This window comes from Arthrobacter sp. KNU40 (assembly GCF_051515115.1).
Taxonomy (GTDB): Bacteria; Actinomycetota; Actinomycetes; order Actinomycetales; family Micrococcaceae; genus Arthrobacter.
Genome location: NZ_CP195850.1, coordinates 780,444 through 796,612, shown reverse-complemented (window position 1 = coordinate 796,612; position 16,169 = coordinate 780,444). Strand labels below are relative to the sequence as shown.

General features: G+C 64.4%; 15 protein-coding genes. 8 read left to right on the top strand and 7 right to left on the bottom strand.

The window, feature by feature from the left end:
• Positions 1–172 precede the first annotated feature (172 nt).
• Entirely contained in the window at positions 173–1,303 is a 1,131-nt protein-coding gene (gene serC / locus ACSKT0_RS03840) for a phosphoserine transaminase (RefSeq protein ID WP_437772578.1), read from the top strand.
• A gap of 22 nt (positions 1,304–1,325) precedes the next feature.
• Here the strand turns inward: serC and ACSKT0_RS03835 are convergent, their stop codons facing one another.
• The 3 genes from ACSKT0_RS03835 to ACSKT0_RS03825 are packed head-to-tail and all read right to left on the bottom strand — an operon-like array spanning position 1,326 to position 3,599.
• On the bottom strand, positions 1,326–2,672 hold the full coding sequence (locus ACSKT0_RS03835) for an MFS transporter (RefSeq protein ID WP_437772577.1): 1,347 nt from the start codon (positions 2,670–2,672) through the stop codon (positions 1,326–1,328).
• A gap of 44 nt (positions 2,673–2,716) precedes the next feature.
• Positions 2,717–3,208: a DUF3027 domain-containing protein gene (locus ACSKT0_RS03830; protein ID WP_437772576.1), complete on the bottom strand. Its 492-nt coding sequence runs from the start codon at positions 3,206–3,208 to the stop codon at positions 2,717–2,719.
• A gap of 7 nt (positions 3,209–3,215) precedes the next feature.
• Entirely contained in the window at positions 3,216–3,599 is a 384-nt protein-coding gene (locus ACSKT0_RS03825; protein WP_059388199.1) for a cold-shock protein, read from the bottom strand.
• 244 nt (positions 3,600–3,843) lie between these two features.
• Here ACSKT0_RS03825 and ACSKT0_RS03820 point away from each other — a divergent pair, with 244 nt between their 5' ends.
• Genes ACSKT0_RS03820 through ACSKT0_RS03810 form a run of 3 tightly spaced genes read left to right on the top strand, consistent with a single transcriptional unit; the run spans position 3,844 to position 8,225 of the window.
• The gene (locus ACSKT0_RS03820; protein WP_437772575.1) at positions 3,844–4,059 is read left to right on the top strand and encodes a hypothetical protein; all 216 of its coding nucleotides are present in this window, start codon (positions 3,844–3,846) and stop codon (positions 4,057–4,059) included.
• Between the two features lie 49 nt (positions 4,060–4,108).
• Positions 4,109–6,571 (top strand): helicase-associated domain-containing protein, encoded by a 2,463-nt coding sequence (locus tag ACSKT0_RS03815; RefSeq protein ID WP_437772574.1) that lies wholly within the window; start codon positions 4,109–4,111, stop codon positions 6,569–6,571.
• A 10-nt stretch (positions 6,572–6,581) separates the two neighbouring features.
• Positions 6,582–8,225, top strand: a complete 1,644-nt coding sequence (locus ACSKT0_RS03810) for a DNA repair helicase XPB (RefSeq protein WP_437772573.1) — start codon at positions 6,582–6,584, stop codon at positions 8,223–8,225.
• A gap of 34 nt (positions 8,226–8,259) precedes the next feature.
• On the opposite strand, the gene ACSKT0_RS03805 is transcribed toward ACSKT0_RS03810, so the two are convergent.
• Both ACSKT0_RS03805 and ACSKT0_RS03800 read right to left on the bottom strand, forming a co-directional pair.
• Positions 8,260–8,487: a hypothetical protein gene (locus tag ACSKT0_RS03805; RefSeq protein WP_437772572.1), complete on the bottom strand. Its 228-nt coding sequence runs from the start codon at positions 8,485–8,487 to the stop codon at positions 8,260–8,262.
• 91 nt (positions 8,488–8,578) lie between these two features.
• A complete protein-coding gene (locus ACSKT0_RS03800) occupies positions 8,579–9,487 on the bottom strand; it encodes a LysR family transcriptional regulator ArgP (protein ID WP_437772571.1) in 909 nt (302 codons plus the stop codon).
• A gap of 69 nt (positions 9,488–9,556) precedes the next feature.
• Here ACSKT0_RS03800 and ACSKT0_RS03795 point away from each other — a divergent pair, with 69 nt between their 5' ends.
• The 4 genes from ACSKT0_RS03795 to ACSKT0_RS03780 all read left to right on the top strand — a co-directional run bounded on the left by ACSKT0_RS03795 (position 9,557) and on the right by ACSKT0_RS03780 (position 12,911).
• Positions 9,557–10,192 carry a LysE/ArgO family amino acid transporter gene (locus ACSKT0_RS03795; protein WP_437772570.1) on the top strand — a complete coding sequence of 212 codons (636 nt, stop codon included), beginning with the start codon at positions 9,557–9,559 and terminating at the stop codon, positions 10,190–10,192.
• Between the two features lie 84 nt (positions 10,193–10,276).
• Entirely contained in the window at positions 10,277–10,987 is a 711-nt protein-coding gene (locus ACSKT0_RS03790; protein ID WP_059388206.1) for a response regulator transcription factor, read from the top strand.
• A 2-nt stretch (positions 10,988–10,989) separates the two neighbouring features.
• Positions 10,990–12,471, top strand: coding sequence for a sensor histidine kinase (locus ACSKT0_RS03785; protein WP_437772569.1), 1,482 nt, complete (start codon positions 10,990–10,992; stop codon positions 12,469–12,471).
• 149 nt (positions 12,472–12,620) lie between these two features.
• Entirely contained in the window at positions 12,621–12,911 is a 291-nt protein-coding gene (locus tag ACSKT0_RS03780; protein ID WP_059388207.1) for a WXG100 family type VII secretion target, read from the top strand.
• A gap of 68 nt (positions 12,912–12,979) precedes the next feature.
• Here the strand turns inward: ACSKT0_RS03780 and ACSKT0_RS03775 are convergent, their stop codons facing one another.
• Positions 12,980–14,056, bottom strand: coding sequence for an RNase H family protein (locus ACSKT0_RS03775; protein ID WP_437772568.1), 1,077 nt, complete (start codon positions 14,054–14,056; stop codon positions 12,980–12,982).
• A gap of 200 nt (positions 14,057–14,256) precedes the next feature.
• A complete protein-coding gene (groL, locus tag ACSKT0_RS03770; protein WP_269998773.1) occupies positions 14,257–15,885 on the bottom strand; it encodes a chaperonin GroEL in 1,629 nt (542 codons plus the stop codon).
• Positions 15,886–16,169 lie beyond the last annotated feature (284 nt).

Sequence of the window (16,169 nt, the reverse complement as noted above, 5' to 3'; positions counted from 1 at the left end):
ATAATTCCGGCGCTTGACCCGAGCCAGCCGACCAAGTGCTTTCCACGTGGCGGACTATGACAGCTTCGGTTCTGCCCCCGCCTGCGGCTTCAGGCAGAATTGGGGAGTCGAAGGGGCAGCTTGCCACCTGCCACGACCCATCTAGGCCGCTACTTCACCATTGGAGCATCCCGTGAGCGACAACAGCATCACTATCCCCGCCGATTTGCTGCCCAAGGACGGCCGCTTCGGCGCCGGGCCCTCCAAGGTCCGCCCGGAGCAGATCGAGGCCCTTTCCGCCGCCTCGACGACGATCCTCGGCACCTCCCACCGCCAGGCGCCCGTCAAGAACCTGGTGGGCTCCGTCCGGGAGGGACTCAGCCAGTTCTTCCGTGCGCCCGAGGGCTACGAGGTGATCCTCGGCGTCGGAGGCTCCACCGCGTTCTGGGACGTCGCCAGCTTCGGCCTGGTCGAGAAGAAGGCCCAGCACCTCTCTTTCGGTGAGTTCGGTTCCAAGTTCGCTTCGGCAACCAACAAGGCACCTTTCCTTGAAGCTTCGTCCATCATCAAGTCTGAGCCTGGCACCCGGCCGGTTTCACAGGCCGAAGCAGGCGTGGACGTATACGCATGGCCGCAGAACGAGACTTCGACGGGCGTGGCCGCTCCGGTCAAGCGGGTTCAGGGCAGTGACGACGGCGCCTTGGTCCTGGTGGATGCGACGTCCGCAGCCGGCGGCCTGGATGTTGATGTTGCCGAAGCTGACGTCTATTACTTCGCCCCGCAGAAGAACTTTGCGTCCGACGGCGGCCTGTGGCTGGGACTCTTCTCCCCCGCCGCCCTGGAGCGCGCGGCCCGCATCAAGGCAAGCGGCCGCTGGATCCCCGATTTCCTCGACCTGCAGACGGCTATCGACAACTCGAAGCTCAACCAGACCTACAACACCCCGTCCCTGTCCACTTTGGTGACGTTGGATGCCCAGGTCCAGTGGCTCAACAAGAATGGCGGCCTGGACTTCGCTTCCGGACGCACCGCGGACTCCGCAGGCCGGATCTATGACTGGGCAGAGGCTTCCGAGTACGCCACCCCGTTCGTCGCGAAGGCAGAGGACCGCTCCAATGTCATTGCCACGATCGATTTCGACGACTCGATCGATGCCGCGGCCATCGCCAAGGTGCTGCGCGCCAACGGGGTCGTGGACACGGAGCCGTACCGCAAGCTGGGCCGCAACCAGCTCCGCATCGCTACCTTCGTTGCCATCGAGCCGGACGACGTCTCTGCGTTGCTCGCCAGCATCGACTTCGTGGTGGGCGAACTGAAGAAGTAACGGACCTGCCGCGTTCCCGCAGTCAGGACTGGTCGGCGTCGTCCGGGAGAGGATCCCGGGCGGCGCTGGCCTCTTTAACGGCGCTAGCCTCATTAACAGCGCCACTGGCGCCTTGGGACTCGATGCGGAAGAACCGCATGCCGCGGGCGCTGCTATCGAAACGGAGCCGCAGCTGGCGGGCGCGGATGATCCACACGATGCCGACGACGGCGGTGCTGGCGCCCGCGCCGGCGGCCACGCCCACAGCCCATCGGGGTCCGGCCACGTTGGACACCCAGCCGACGAACGGTGCTCCGATGGGCGTTCCACCCATGAAGATGGCCATGTAGAGTGCCATGACCCTGCCGCGCATGACAGGTTCCGTGGTGGACTGCACGTAGCCGTTGGCGCTCGTGATCATGGTCAGGGCAAACAGTCCGCAGGGAATCAGCGCCAAGGCGAACATGGTGTAGTTCGGCGCCAGGGCAGCCAGTCCGCTCGCAAGGCCGAACCCGCCAGCCGCCGCGAAGATGAGCCGCATCCGTGGCCGCCCTCGCCGGGCGGAAAGCAATGCTCCTGCGACGGACCCGATCGCCATGACCGAGTTGAGCAGCCCGAATGCCCCCGCGTCCATGCCGAACTCCGTGCCGACCATGGCCGCGATGAAGAGGACGAAGTTCAGGCCGAACGTGCCCATGATGAAAATCGCGACCAGGACAACCACAATGTCCGCGCGGTTGCGGACATAGCGAAGCCCCTCACGGATGCGGCCCTTGCCAGCGGCGGCCCGGGGTTGGACGCGTAAGGAGGCGAGGGGGATGGCCCGGATCGCGCCAAGCATTGCGAGGAAGGTCAGGGTATTGATCATGAATACCCAGCCCGGCCCCACCGCGACCGTCAACACGCCGGCCACGGCGGGACCGATCATGCGGGCGACGTTGAAGGATGCGCTGTTCAACGCAACGGCGTTGGAAAGATAGTCATCCTTGACCAGCTCCGACACGAACGTCTGGCGAACCGGGGCGTCAAGTGCCGAGACGACGCCAAGCAGGAGCGCGAACACGTAGACATGCCACAACTGCGCTGCACCGCTCAGCACCAGGAGTCCCAGGCCAGTGCTCAGGACCGCCATGGCCGTTTGGGTCATGACCAGGAGCCTGCGCCGGCTGTAGCGGTCGGCAAGCAGTCCGGCCCATGGGGCCAGGAAAAGCTGCGGACCCAGTTGGAGGGCCAAGGTCACGCCCATCGCGCCGGCATCGTGGTTGCTCAGATGGGCGAAAACCAGCCAATCCTGGGCCGTCCGTTGCATCCACGTGCCGATATTGGAAATAAGGGCACCGATGAACCAAATGCGGTAGTTAAGGACACCGAGCGATTTGAAGGTGGACATCAGTTTCCACCTTCAGGGAATTCACTCGCCGGGTCCGCCAAGGGCTAGTCAGCCTCGATGTCGTCGGCGTCGTCGTTCTCTTGGTCGTCACCGGAGGCGGCGACGTCCTCATCGGAGGGGCCACCGTCGTCGTCCGCGTCAACGGGAACGTCAGCTTCCTCCGCCAACTCTTCGGCCGCGGTCGCCTCGTCCTCCGGACGGACGCGCTTTGCCCAAGGCACCCATTCCGGGGCGAGGATGGAGTCCTCCGAAGGCAGCAGGCCAAGCTCGCTGACCGTGACCACTTTGGAGCGCGAGTTGCGGGTCACGACGGCGTACCACTGCCACCCGCCGTAGCCGGCCAGCCGCGATTCGAACAAGTGCGTGACCACGCGTTCGCCCTCGGAACGCGCGGCAATGTGCGGTCCGATTTCGGCCGGCTTGGCGATGGTCTCCACCGCGTTGCGGGCGACGTCGACGGCGGCCGCCAGGAAAGCGTCCGGCTTGCCGACGCGCCACACAGGAAGGCCGGTGCGGGGTTTCGCCGTTGATGTCATGGCAGGTTTAGGCTTCCAGCTCGTCGGCAACCTTGCGCAGGGCTGCGGCGATGGCCTTGCCCTTGGCGCCTTCAGGGTACTTACCGGCGGACAACGTGCCGGAGAGGTTGTCCAGGACAGATACGAGGTCCTGGACTACCGGAGCGAGCTCGCGGGCATTCATGCGCTTGGCTTTGGCGATGGAAGGCAACTTATCCAGCACGCGGAGTCCCAGCGCCTGGGCGCCCCGGCGACCGTCGGCGACGCCGAACTCAACCCGGGTGCCCGCCTTGAGATCCGCTACCCCTTCGGGCAGCGCGGATTTGGGCAGAAATACTTCCTGGCCGTCCTCTGCTGCGAGGAATCCGAAGCCTTTTTCCTTGTCATACCACTTGACCTTGCCGGTGGGCACGTAATCAACCTTCTTCGTTCTTACTTGCGAGACACGGCCGGCGCGCCACCGCATCCGCAGGATACTGCGGGAATAGGGGTAACTGCCTTGACCGTGTTGGTCTGTTGCTTCAAGGTTATCCTGCCCGGCAGCGGATTCGCGCTTTGAGACCCCCACAGGCAGGTCCTGCCGCCTTTTGTACGCAACGGAACTGCGCCCTGGCCTGGAACCGGGGATGCGGCCCGGGACTGTTAGCGTTGCTTCCATGATTCCCCACGACTTCCGCCGCCCGCTCACCATCGTTGCCGCAGTCGTCGCAGTCCTTTCCCTGGCGGCCGTCGCTGCCGTGATGGCGGTCGCTTTCGCCGGTGGAGTGGCACCGGCCTGGGTCACGTCCACCGCCCTCTACGGGCTGCCGCTCGCCTTCATTTTGATGGCCGCGTTGGTAGTTGACTCTGTGCGGGCACGGCGTCGTCAATGAGCAGCCGGAAAGCCCGACGGCGGACCCGGCTGGCTGTAACGTTGAATTGATGTCCCTTATTCGCGCGCTCAGCAAGGAACTGGAAGCGCGCAGCGATGATTCGCTGCGGGCCCTGTTTGCCGCGCGGCCGGACCTCATCTCCCCCGTGGTCCCGGACTTCGCTGCACTCGCGGCGCGGGCAAGTGCCCGGGTCAGCGTGCAGCGCGCCCTGGAACGGCTCAACAAACCGGAGATGCAAGTACTCGAGACGCTCCACCTGTGCACCAACACCGACACCGGCCACAGCGTCTCGGCGGCGGGGCTGAAGAAGTGCATCAACGGCGCCACCCTTGCCGCGCTCGAGCCGATCCTGAACAAACTCCAGGAACTGGCCCTCATCCACCGGGCCGATCCCCCGGCCACGGTGCACAATCCAGGCCGGCAGCGTTTCTACTTGCCGGTGGGCAGCCTCAAGGACGTCATCGGCATCTACCCGGCGGGTTTGGGCCGTAGCTACACCGAGTTGGTGCGGCTGCAACCGGCCTTCGCCCAGCGCGTGGTGCATCTCGTTGCCGAACTCCACCAAAGCGGCGCCAACATCCTGGCCGCCACGACGCCCATGGACGCGGCGCTGGCGCTGCAACGTTGGACATCGACGCCGGAGAACCTTCAGCACATCCTGTCCGAGGCACCTGTGCGGACGCGTCCCCTTTTGAACAAGTTCGGCAACTGGGCCATGGGCGCCGTTCCCCAGGCCCAGCGCAAGGCTTCCGTGCTCCATGAAGGCCGCGACGTCGGTCCCGTGGACTGGCTCTTGGCCCGCGGATTACTTGTCCCCTTGGACGCCGGCCACGTTGAGCTCCCGCACAGCGTCGGACTGTCCCTGCGCGGTGGCGCGATCGTAGACCACTTCACGTTGAAGCCTCCCGTACCGGAGCTGGGCCAGACGAGTGCTGCCCTGCGCCGGAATGCCGCCATGGGTGCCATCGCCGAAGTACTCCGTTTGGTGGGCGAACTCCTGTACGCGGTCCGCGAGCAGCCGGTGGTTACCCTGCGCAGCGGAGGGGTCGGCGTGCGTGAACTCAAACGCCTGGCCGATAGCCTTCGCATGGGGTTGTCCGAGACCGCCCTGATCCTCGAGCTCAGTGCCTTGTCAGGATTGTTGCGGCTCGATGTGGACAGTTCCACCTGGGTGCAACCGCCATCGGTGGAATGGCTCACGCTCCCCCGCCAGGAACAGTGGCTCTGGCTGGTCAACGCCTGGCTCGCGAGCGAGCGCGCTCCTTCCCTCGTGGGACAAACCCTCCCCGGGCCTGCCACCACGGCACCCCGATCCGGTTCTCCGGCAAGTTCCATCAACGCCCTGTCCGCCGAGGCCCAACGCCCTGACGCCCCGCTGGTCCGCAAACGGATCCTGGAGATCCTCGAAGAGCTCACCCTCGAAGTAGAAGCAGCGGACGGCAAGGCTCCTGTGCTCAACGCCGAAGCCGTCATGGAACGCGCGGAATGGGCCCAGCCCCGGATGTCTCGACGGTTCAGCTCCCTTGTCCGCGGAATCCTGCACGAAGCCGAACTCCTCGGGCTCATGGGCTCTGGCGCCCTGACCCAGCTTGGTTCGGCGATCGCCACCGAACAGCCCGAGCTGGCCCTCAGTATCCTCGGCGAACACCTGCCCGCGGCCGTCAATCATGTCCTGCTCCAAGCCGACCTGACCGCCGTCGCCCCGGGATACCTGGCACCTGAACTGAGCGAAAAACTGCTCTTGATCGCCGACGCCGAAGGCCAGGGCCCGGCCACGATCTTCCGCTTCTCCGGAGATTCGATCCGCCGCGCGTTGGACGCCGGCCAGGACGCGGAAACCATCCTCGCGTTCCTGCGCACCCACTCCGCCACCGATGTTCCCCAACCGCTCCGCTACTTGATCAAGGACATCGCCTCCAGGCACGGCCGGCTGCGTGTCGCCAGCAGCCCCAGTTTCATCCAAAGCGACGACGAGGCCGCCATCGCCGAGCTCGTTCGGGAGCCGGGAGCCGCGAGCCTGGGACTTGTCCGGATCGCCCCCACAGTACTGACCTCCGCCGCGAGCCCCCGGGAGACCGCGAGGGTGCTGCGCGAGCTGGGACTCTCGCCTGCCGTGCAGGAGGCGGAGACCGCCGTCGTGCGCTACAAGAGGACGACGGCCGTGGCCGGGGGCGTTCGCCCCGTATACACTGCGCCCCGCATTGCACCGCCGGACGACGACGTCGACGCCCAGCTCGCGGTGCTCAGGCACCATCGCGCGGTCCATGGCGAATCGACCGGCGAGGCGGCAACGCAACTGGGACTCGAGACCCTGCAGAGGGCCATCCGGCTGAAGCAAGCGGTCACCATGAACGTGGTGGACGGCTTGGGGAATTCCAATACCGAAACCGTCGTTCCGGTATCAGTGTCGGGAGGACGCGTCAGGGTGTTCGACGCCGCCAGGGATACCGAAAGAGTCTTGTCCATCCACCGCATCATCGATGTGGAGCCCGCGGGCGATCCGCACAAGTGAGGAAGCAATAGTGAGCGACGGTCCGCTGATCGTACAGAGCGACAAAACCATCCTGCTGGAAGTCGACCACGAGCTCGCTACCGAGGCACGGCATGCGATTGCGGCATTCGCCGAGCTGGAGCGTGCCCCCGAACACGTCCACAGCTACCGGCTCACCCCTCTTGGCCTCTGGAATGCGCGCGCCGCAGGACTGGACGCCGAAAAAGTCCTCGACACGCTCCTGCGCTACTCCCGTTTCCCGGTGCCGCACTCCTTGCTGATCGACATCGAAGAGACGATGTCCCGCTACGGCCGCTTGCGCCTCGAAAAGGACCCGCAGCACGGCTTGGTCATGCGTACCACCGACTACCCCGTACTCGAGGAAGTCATCCGGGCCAAGAAAATCGCACCTTTGCTGGGGCCGAGGATCGACGGCGAAACCGTGGTGGTGCACTCCTCCCAGCGGGGACAGCTCAAGCAATTGCTGCTCAAGCTCGGATGGCCGGCCGAGGACCTCGCAGGCTACGTGGACGGCACTCCGCACCTGATCGCTTTGAACGAGGACGGTTGGCACCTGCGGCCATACCAGAAGCTTGCCACGGAGAACTTCTGGGCAGGCGGCAGCGGCGTCGTCGTGCTGCCTTGCGGTGCGGGCAAGACCTTGGTGGGGGCCGCAGCCATGGCTACAAGCTGCACCACCACGCTGATCCTGGTCACCAACACTGTCGCGGCCCGGCAATGGAAGGACGAGCTCCTCAAGCGGACGTCGCTGACGGAGGAGGAGATCGGCGAGTATTCGGGCGCGGTCAAGGAAGTCCGGCCGGTCACGATCGCCACCTACCAGGTCCTGACCACGAAACGCGGAGGCCTTTACCCGCACTTGGAACTCGTGGACGGGCACGACTGGGGACTCATCATCTACGACGAGGTCCATCTCCTGCCGGCTCCGATCTTCCGGATGACGGCGGACCTGCAGGCGCGGCGTCGTCTGGGACTCACTGCGACACTTGTGCGTGAGGATGGTCGTGAGGGTGAGGTCTTCAGTTTGATCGGCCCCAAGCGCTACGACGCACCGTGGAAAGATATCGAAGCGCAGGGCTACATTGCGCCGGCGGACTGCGTGGAGGTCCGGGTGGACCTGCCCCGGGACGAGCGCGTGGCCTACGCGATGGCTGAGGATGCGGACAAGTACCGGCTCTGCGCGACGTCGGAGACCAAGACCACCTTGGTGGAGCAGCTCGTCGCCTTGCACCAGGGCGAGCCGCTGCTGGTGATCGGCCAATACATCGACCAGTTGGATGAGATCGGCGAGCGTTTGGACGCTCCCGTGATCAAGGGCGATACAACAGTCAAGGTGCGGCAGAAGCTGTTCGATGCCTTCCGCGCCGGTGACATCAAGACCCTGGTGGTGTCCAAAGTGGCCAACTTCTCGATCGACCTGCCCGAGGCATCGGTGGCAATCCAGGTATCGGGATCTTTCGGTTCCCGCCAGGAAGAGGCTCAACGCTTGGGGCGCTTGCTTCGCCCCAAGCAGGACGGCCGTGCGGCACGCTTCTATTCCTTGGTGGCCAGGGACACCCTCGACCAGGACTTCGCCGCCAAACGGCAACGGTTCCTCGCCGAACAGGGCTACGCCTACCGGATCATGGACGCCAAGGACGTACCCGCCGCGTAGGGCTGGTCAACTTAAGGGCTAGTCAACTTAAGGGCTAGGCAACCAGCTGTTGCGTGCGCTCCTGGTGCCCCGCTGCTTGCAGCACGACGGCGTCGACCACAGCCCAGGAGTCCTCGTCTTTGAGCTGCGCATCGGCAAAGCGTTCAGCGGCGGAGCGGTCGTTGAACGCCTCGAGCTCGATGCGTCCAGAGTGCGTGTCCAGGTAGCTGACATGGAATTCGACGTTTTGAATGTCAACGCGTGAATCTTGTTTGTTTTCCATGGCTCAAGTGTGAAACGGGGCTCCGACAATTTAGGACTGTGCCCGCGGCGTGTTGGCTTTTGGCCAGCTTGTCAGGCCCTGCACAGCATCGTCAGGCCCTGCGCAGCACTTCCGCGGCGGTGCTCCGGACCGCCTCAGTCACGGCGTCCAGGATCCGCGACGGTGTCCGCCACCGTTGCCAGTACAAGGGCACGTCCAAGGGCTGCCCGGGCGCGAGTTCCACCAAGTCTCCATCGGCTATCTCCCGGCCGCATTGAGGTTCAGGCAGCAATCCCCACCCAAGCCCCAAGCGAATGGCCTCGGCAAACTCCTGGCTGGACGGAACATAGTGGCGCGGTCCTGCCGGCTCCATCCCACGCCCAGCCCCGCCAAGGAGTTCCAGGAAACGATGTTGGTACTCGTCCTTGCGGTCGAAGTCCACGGCCGGAGCTGCACCCAGCGCGGCGACATCGACCCCGTCGGGAAGCCACCGCGCCCTGAATTCGGGCGTAGTGACGGCACGGTATCGCATGCTTCCCAGCGGTTCCACGCGGCAGCCCTGTACCGGCTCGGGAGTCGCTGTCACGGCGGCCATCACCGTTCCGGCGCGCAGCATGGACGTGGAATACTGCTCGTCGTCCCGGTGAAGATCGAAGACGGCGTTCAGCTCCGCCGGGACCTTTGTGAGGGCCTTCAGGAACCAGACGGACAAGGAATCCGCGTTGACCACGATCGGAACCGAGACCATCGGCGATTCGCCGGGCAGGCCCAGTTCGAGCTCGGCGTCGGCCTCCAACTGGGCGAGCTGCCGCGCCAGCCTGAGCACCACATGTCCCGACTCGGTGGCCTGGACCGGATTGCTGCGCTGCAGCAAGACCCTGCCGGATGCTTGTTCAAGCGCCTTGAGGCGCTGGGAGACGGCCGACGGCGTGATGTTCAGTGATCGGGCAGCGGCGTCGAGCGTACCTTCCGCGAGCACGGCGGCGAAGGTGTGCAGCTGTTCGGAAGAGAATCTGGCCATAAGATGATCTTACGATGCCTAAGAATATTTAGCTGGACTAATGTTCAGGGCGAAACTTAGCCTCGAAGAATGAACTCCCACGACGTCTTCCACGCTGCCGGCTTGGGCCTCGGCACAGGCCTGGCCCTCATTGTTGCCATTGGCGCCCAAAATGCTTTCGTCCTCCGGCAAGGAATCCGCGGCGAACATGTCGGGGCAATCGTTGCAGTGTGCGCGATCTCGGACGCGGTGCTCATCGCGGCCGGGGTACTCGGCACAGGCGCCCTTCTCAGCGCGGCGCCTGCCGCCGTCGTCGTTCTCCGCTATGTCGGCGCGGCATTCCTGGTGACGTACGGCGTGATGGCGGCACGGCGGATCCTCAAGCCGCAAGCGCTCGTGTCCGCTGAGCCCGGGCCTTCGGGTGCCGGTCGAAGCGGACTGGCTGCCGCGCTGGCAACTGTCATGGCACTGACCTGGCTCAACCCCCATGTCTACCTGGACACCGTCTTGCTCCTGGGATCCGTGGCGAACGCGCAAGGGCCCGGGCTGCAGTGGTGGTTCGGCGCCGGAGCCATGCTGGGCAGTATTCTCTGGTTCTGTTCACTCGGGTTCGGGGCGAAACTGCTGCGCGGATTTTTCGCGCGGCCGGCGTCCTGGCGGATCCTCGACGGAGGGATTGCCGTCACCATGGTGGGACTCGGCGTCGGGCTCGCTCTCGGTAGTTAGCCCGGGCCCGCAACCACGACACCCCGATAATTCTCACAACAAGTATCCAGTCAACTCCCAGAAACTGGGAGCATCATGAATGGTATGAAAAAGAACGGCCCCGAAGCCAAGCTCCTCGTCGTCGACGACGAACCCAACATCCGTGAGCTGCTCTCCACCTCGCTGCGTTTTGCTGGCTTCGAGGTCGTTGCGGCGTCGAACGGCCGCGAAGCGCTCGCTGCCGCCGATCTTCACGCCCCGGACCTCGCTGTCCTGGACGTCATGCTCCCCGATATGGACGGGTTCACTGTCACCCGCCGGCTCCGTGCCGCCGGAAAGCACTTCCCTGTCCTGTTCCTGACGGCCAAGGACGACACGGAAGACAAGGTCACCGGCCTGACGGTGGGCGGCGACGACTACGTCACCAAGCCCTTCAGCCTGGATGAAGTGGTGGCCCGGATCCGCGCCGTGCTTCGCCGCACGCAGCCGATGGAAGACGACGACGCCGTCATCCGCGTTGATGACCTTGAGCTCGACGACGACGCGCACGAGGTCCGCCGCGGCGGCACCATCATCGAGCTCTCGCCCACCGAGTTCAAGCTGCTGCGCTACCTCATGCTGAACCCCAACCGGGTGCTTTCCAAGGCGCAGATCCTGGACCATGTCTGGGAATACGACTTCAACGGCGACGCCTCGATCGTGGAATCCTACATCTCCTATCTCAGGCGCAAAGTGGACATTGACCCGGATGCCACTGCCTTGATCCAGACCAAGCGCGGCGTCGGTTACGTACTGCGGACGGCCGAGAAGCGCTGACCTTGTTCAACCGTTGGAAGTCGGCCTCCCTCAGGTCGCAGCTGGTCGCCATCATCATGGGGCTGCTGCTCCTTGCCTTGGCCGCCACGGGCGCCGGGACGCTGACGCTCGTCAAGAGCTACCTCCAAGGGCAAGTGGATGACAAGCTCAAGGCTGCCGTCCAGATCGCCCAGCAACAGCAATCTTTCGCCAATCTGTCTGAGGCGGGCCCTGCAGTGCCCACGGACTATTCGTTGACGCTCTACGTCCAGGGCCAGCCGCCGTATCCGTTCGGCGGCAGCAAGACGGATCGGCCGAGCATCGCCACCATCAGCCCGGGTGAAGCCAAGAACCGCAATTACGCACCCTTCCAGGTGAACGGCACCGCCGGCGGCGATTGGCGTGTGGTGGCGGTCAACGTCGTGGACAACCGGACCGGGCAAAACGCAGTAGTGATCGTCGGGCTGCCCCTGTCCCCCGTGGACAAAGTCATGGAACACGCCACGCTCGTAGTAGTCGGCGTCGGACTGTTGACCCTGGTGCTCGCATTCTTCATCGCCACCTGGACTGTTGCACGCTCCTTCCGTCCCCTCTCACGCGTTGAAAAGACTGCAGCTGCTATCGCCGCCGGTGATCTCTCACGCCGCGTGGAGGTCGAAAACCCGGTCACCGAAGTCGGTCGCTTGGGTGCTTCCCTCAACGCGATGCTCGCCCACATCGAGTCGTCCTTCGCGGCCCGGGCGGCTTCCGAGGCGAGAATGCGGCGATTCGCCGCCGATGCCTCCCACGAACTGCGGACCCCCTTGGTCACTATTCGCGGTTTCTCCGAGCTCTACCGCCACGGCGCCCTTGCCACGCCGGAAGATGTGGGCACCGCCATGGGAAGGATCGAGAGCGAAGCCAAGCGCATGGGATCCATGGTGGAAGACCTGCTCCTGCTTGCCCGCCTGGACGAACAACGGCCATTGCAGCTCAAGCCGGTGGACCTGCACCTGCTGGCGAACGACGCCGTCGTGGACTCATTCGCGACGTCCGGCGAGCGGAAGATTTCGCTCACAGGGCTCGACGGCGGAGCGGCAGCGCCTGCCCCGGTCCAGGGTGACGAGGCCAAGCTTCGTCAGGTGCTCGGAAACCTGGTGGGCAATGCCCTGCGATACACCCCCGAAGGAACGCCGATCGAGGTCGCCGTGGGGGTGCGGGACACTCCCGGCGGTCCGTTTTCCGTTCTCGAGGTGCGGGACCACGGCAGCGGCATTCCGGCCGAGGAACTGCCCCGGATCTTCGAGCGCTTCTACAGGGCGGACACTTCACGCACGCGGGAGACAGGCGGCAGCGGGCTCGGTCTCGCGATTGTCGCTGCAATTGTGGGTTCCCACGGCGGTACCGTCAGGGTCGAAGAGACCGACGGCGGCGGGGCCACCCTGGTTGTCAGCCTCCCCTTCCAGGACGACATGTCCGAGGTACCGGAAGATGCGGGTATCGCCGACGCGGAGATCTCCGACTAGCAGTTTTCTATGCTGGGCGGCTTGATTTGGCGAGTTGTCCACATAGGAAGATTCGGCTCTGCTTGCGCCATGTGACGGCTTCTAGGCTCATTGTGTGGACCACAAGCCAGCCGCACCCGCGGACCCCTTTAGTTGAAAGGCAACGCCCTATGAGCGTCATATCCGTCGATACCGAACTGCTCCAGCTCAAGTCCGCCAACGTCAAAGCCACCGTGGATCGCATCAGCGCCGACGTCCAGGCGATGAAACGTGGCCTGGACGAGCTCCAAGCCACCTGGAAGGGGTCAGCGGCCAACAATTTCCAGGCACTCGTCTCCGAGTGGACGTTGACCCAGAACAAGGTGGAGGCCTCACTCGCATCCATCAACCTGGCACTGTCCTCCGCCGCTGCAAGCTACCTCCAGACCGAGCAAGGCAACACCCAGCGGTTCAGCTACTAGGAACGGCCAGGAGATCCCGGCGGGCGGCAAATCTGCCTTCCCACCGGGGTCCGTCTGCTTCTGCCCCGTTACTTCTCCGGCGTCGACTGGTGGAAGCGCAACCGCCAGCGGCCGTCGTCGAGCAACCAGATCGAGCTCCGCAATGCCGAGCCGGCTCGCCCATAACTTCTGTAATTGAGCAGCATGGCGTTGCCGGAGATGCGCTCTGCGGAAATTACCTCAACCTCCGCGGTTTCGCCTGGATCGCCCTCCAACGCCATCATGAGCTCGTCGCGGGACCACACACGTCCGGAGCTGCCAATCTCGGTGAAGTCCGGGTGGAGCAGGATCCCCGTACGCCCAAGGTCTCCCCTGACGTCGGGCCTCAGGAGCTCCTTCTCAAGGAGAATCACGGTTTCTTCGTCTGAGCGCCCGCCCGCCTGGCCAAGGACCGTTTCTTCGTCGTCTCCGGCGAACAAAGTGGACTCGATGAACGGCTCCTGTTCCGTGAACGCCGCCGGCGCGTTAGGCAAGGATGACCCGCCCAAAAGGTCCTGACCGCCGAACAACGTGAGGTCTTCATCCGGGTTATCGGCGTCGTCGTGGCCGTCGAAAAGCGAGGGCGCCTCCACAGGCACTGTGCGGGCTGACGGCGTGCGCGCTGCTGGCGTGCGGGCAAAGGACCGCGCAGCCTCATCAGCCCCCGGATAACCAGGTCCGCCGGGAGCAGCTGTTCCTTGCTGGAACGCCGTGGCTACAGCGCGGGCGCGATCGTCGGCGGCCTCGTTGAGGTCGTGGCCGGCGTGGCCCTTGACCCACTCGAACGTGTACTTGCGGCCGACAATGGCCTGGTCGATGTCCTTGAGGAGATCGACGTTCAAGACGGGCTTTCCGTCGGCTTTGCGCCAGCCCTTGCGCTTCCATCCCGGCATCCACTTGGTGATGCAGTTGATGACGTACTGGCTGTCGCAGAGAATCTTCAGCTCTTCATCGGGCACGTGTGCCGTGGACCGGAAGAGGTCAAGCACCGCCATGAGCTCGCCCTGGTTGTTGGTTCCGTGCGGCCAACCGCCGGCCCTCCAGCAAGAGTCGTTCACGTACCAGGCCCAGCCGGCAGGCCCGGGATTGCCGAGGGCAGAACCATCGGCGGCAGCAATAATCGTCATGGTTTCCATCCTGCCAGACCGCCCCGACACTCCCGGACCGCGAGGCAGTGAGCGAGCGTCGGGCCAAAACCCCACACAAGTGAGCGAGCATCGGGCCAAAACCCCACACAAGTGAGCGGGCGTCGTTAAACGGCGACGACGGCCCCCACCTGAAGCGGGGACCGTCGTCGTGCGTGAGGCTGGTGAGCCGGCGCGGGGGCTTAGAAGCCGCCCATGCCGCCCATGTCGTCGCCGCCACCCATAGACGGAGCGTTCTTCTCCGGCTTGTCGGCAACAACGGCCTCGGTGGTCAGGAACAGACCAGCGATGGACGCAGCGTTCTGGAGAGCCGAGCGGGTGACCTTTACGGGGTCGTTGACGCCGGCGGCCAGCAGGTCCTCGTAAACGCCGGTTGCAGCGTTCAGGCCGTGGCCCGACGGCAGGCCGCGGACCTTGTCGATGACAACGCCCGGCTCGAGGCCAGCGTTGTAAGCGATCTGCTTGAGCGGAGCGTCGATGGCAACGCGGACGATGTTGGCGCCCGTTGCTTCGTCGCCTTCGAGCTGCAGGTTGGCGAATGCCTTGGCACCGGCCTGGATGAGGGCAACGCCACCACCGGCGACGATGCCTTCTTCAACGGCAGCCTTCGCGTTGCGGACTGCGTCCTCAATGCGGTGCTTGCGCTCCTTGAGCTCTACCTCGGTTGCGGCACCGGCCTTGATGACTGCAACGCCGCCGGCCAGCTTGGCCAGGCGCTCCTGCAGCTTCTCGCGGTCGTAGTCGGAATCGGAGTTCTCGATCTCGGCACGGATCTGTGCAACACGACCGGCGATGGCGTCGGCGTCGCCGGCACCTTCGACGATGGTGGTCTCGTCCTTGGTGACAACAACCTTGCGGGCGTTGCCGAGCAGTTCGAGGGTTGCGTTCTCGAGGCTGAGGCCGACCTCCGAGGAGATGACCTGGCCACCGGTGAGGATAGCGATGTCGGCGAGCTGTGCCTTGCGGCGGTCACCGAAGCCCGGAGCCTTGACGGCAACGGACTTGAAGGTGCCACGGATCTTGTTGACGATCAGGGTGGCCAGGGCCTCGCCCTCGATGTCCTCAGCGATGATCAGCAGCGGCTTGTTCGACTGCATGACCTTCTCCAGGACCGCAACGAGTTCCTTCACGTTGGAGATCTTGGAGTTGACGATCAGGATGTACGGGTCTTCAAGGATGGTTTCCTGGCGCTCTGCGTCGGTGACGAAGTAAGCGGAGATGTAGCCCTTGTCGAAGCGCATGCCTTCGGTGAGTTCCAGCTCAAGACCGAAGGTGTTGGACTCCTCGACCGTGATGACGCCTTCCTTGCCGACCTTGTCCAGGGCTTCAGCAATGAGGTTACCGATTTCGGTGTCGCCGGCAGAGATGGAAGCCGTGGCCGCGATCTCTTCCTTGGTCTCGATTTCCTTTGCGGAAGCAAGCAGCTCGCGGATAACGGCTTCAACAGCCTTTTCGATGCCGCGCTTGAGGGACAGCGGGTCGGCGCCGGCAGCTACGTTGCGCAGGCCTTCCTTGACCAGTGCCTGGGCCAGGACGGTGGCGGTGGTGGTGCCGTCGCCAGCGACGTCATCCGTCTTCTTGGCAACTTCCTTGACCAGCTCGGCGCCGATCTTCTCGAACGGGTCGTCCAGCTCGATCTCCTTGGCGATGGAAACACCATCGTTGGTGATCGTGGGGGCGCCCCACTTCTTTTCGAGGACGACGTTGCGTCCACGCGGGCCGAGGGTGACCTTGACGGCGTCGGCGAGGATGTTCAGACCCCGCTCGAGACCGCGGCGTGCCTCTTCATCAAATGCAATGATCTTGGCCATAACGGCGGTAGTCCTTTCGGGACAGTCGTTAAGAAGGTGCCTTCACTGCGGTGCCCGCGACGGACGATCCTTCACATTCGGCCTCTGTATGCCGCGTGCTCCGGACCTCACCCCAGCAAGGTTTTCTTTGTTCTCTCAGGCACCGCCACTGTTTCCATACGGCCGGAGCCGGGAAGAATTAGCAGTCAGTGCTTGAGAGTGCTAATCAATAATTAGCACTCACCCGAGGAGAGTGCAAGCAGCAAGAGCTGGAAACTACTCGCCACGCCAAGGGAATTCGCTAC

Coding starts and splice junctions, on each gene's coding strand:
- ACSKT0_RS03835 (WP_437772577.1), bottom strand. CDS start 2,672: ATGTCCACCTTCAAATCGCTCGGTGTCCTTAACTACCGCATTTGGTTC.
- ACSKT0_RS03830 (WP_437772576.1), bottom strand. CDS start 3,208: ATGACATCAACGGCGAAACCCCGCACCGGCCTTCCTGTGTGGCGCGTC.
- ACSKT0_RS03820 (WP_437772575.1), top strand. CDS start 3,844: ATGATTCCCCACGACTTCCGCCGCCCGCTCACCATCGTTGCCGCAGTC.
- ACSKT0_RS03815 (WP_437772574.1), top strand. CDS start 4,109: ATGTCCCTTATTCGCGCGCTCAGCAAGGAACTGGAAGCGCGCAGCGAT.
- ACSKT0_RS03805 (WP_437772572.1), bottom strand. CDS start 8,487: ATGGAAAACAAACAAGATTCACGCGTTGACATTCAAAACGTCGAATTC.
- ACSKT0_RS03800 (WP_437772571.1), bottom strand. CDS start 9,487: ATGGCCAGATTCTCTTCCGAACAGCTGCACACCTTCGCCGCCGTGCTC.
- ACSKT0_RS03795 (WP_437772570.1), top strand. CDS start 9,557: ATGAACTCCCACGACGTCTTCCACGCTGCCGGCTTGGGCCTCGGCACA.
- ACSKT0_RS03790 (WP_059388206.1), top strand. CDS start 10,277: ATGAAAAAGAACGGCCCCGAAGCCAAGCTCCTCGTCGTCGACGACGAA.
- ACSKT0_RS03780 (WP_059388207.1), top strand. CDS start 12,621: ATGAGCGTCATATCCGTCGATACCGAACTGCTCCAGCTCAAGTCCGCC.
- ACSKT0_RS03775 (WP_437772568.1), bottom strand. CDS start 14,056: ATGACGATTATTGCTGCCGCCGATGGTTCTGCCCTCGGCAATCCCGGG.
- groL (WP_269998773.1), bottom strand. CDS start 15,885: ATGGCCAAGATCATTGCATTTGATGAAGAGGCACGCCGCGGTCTCGAG.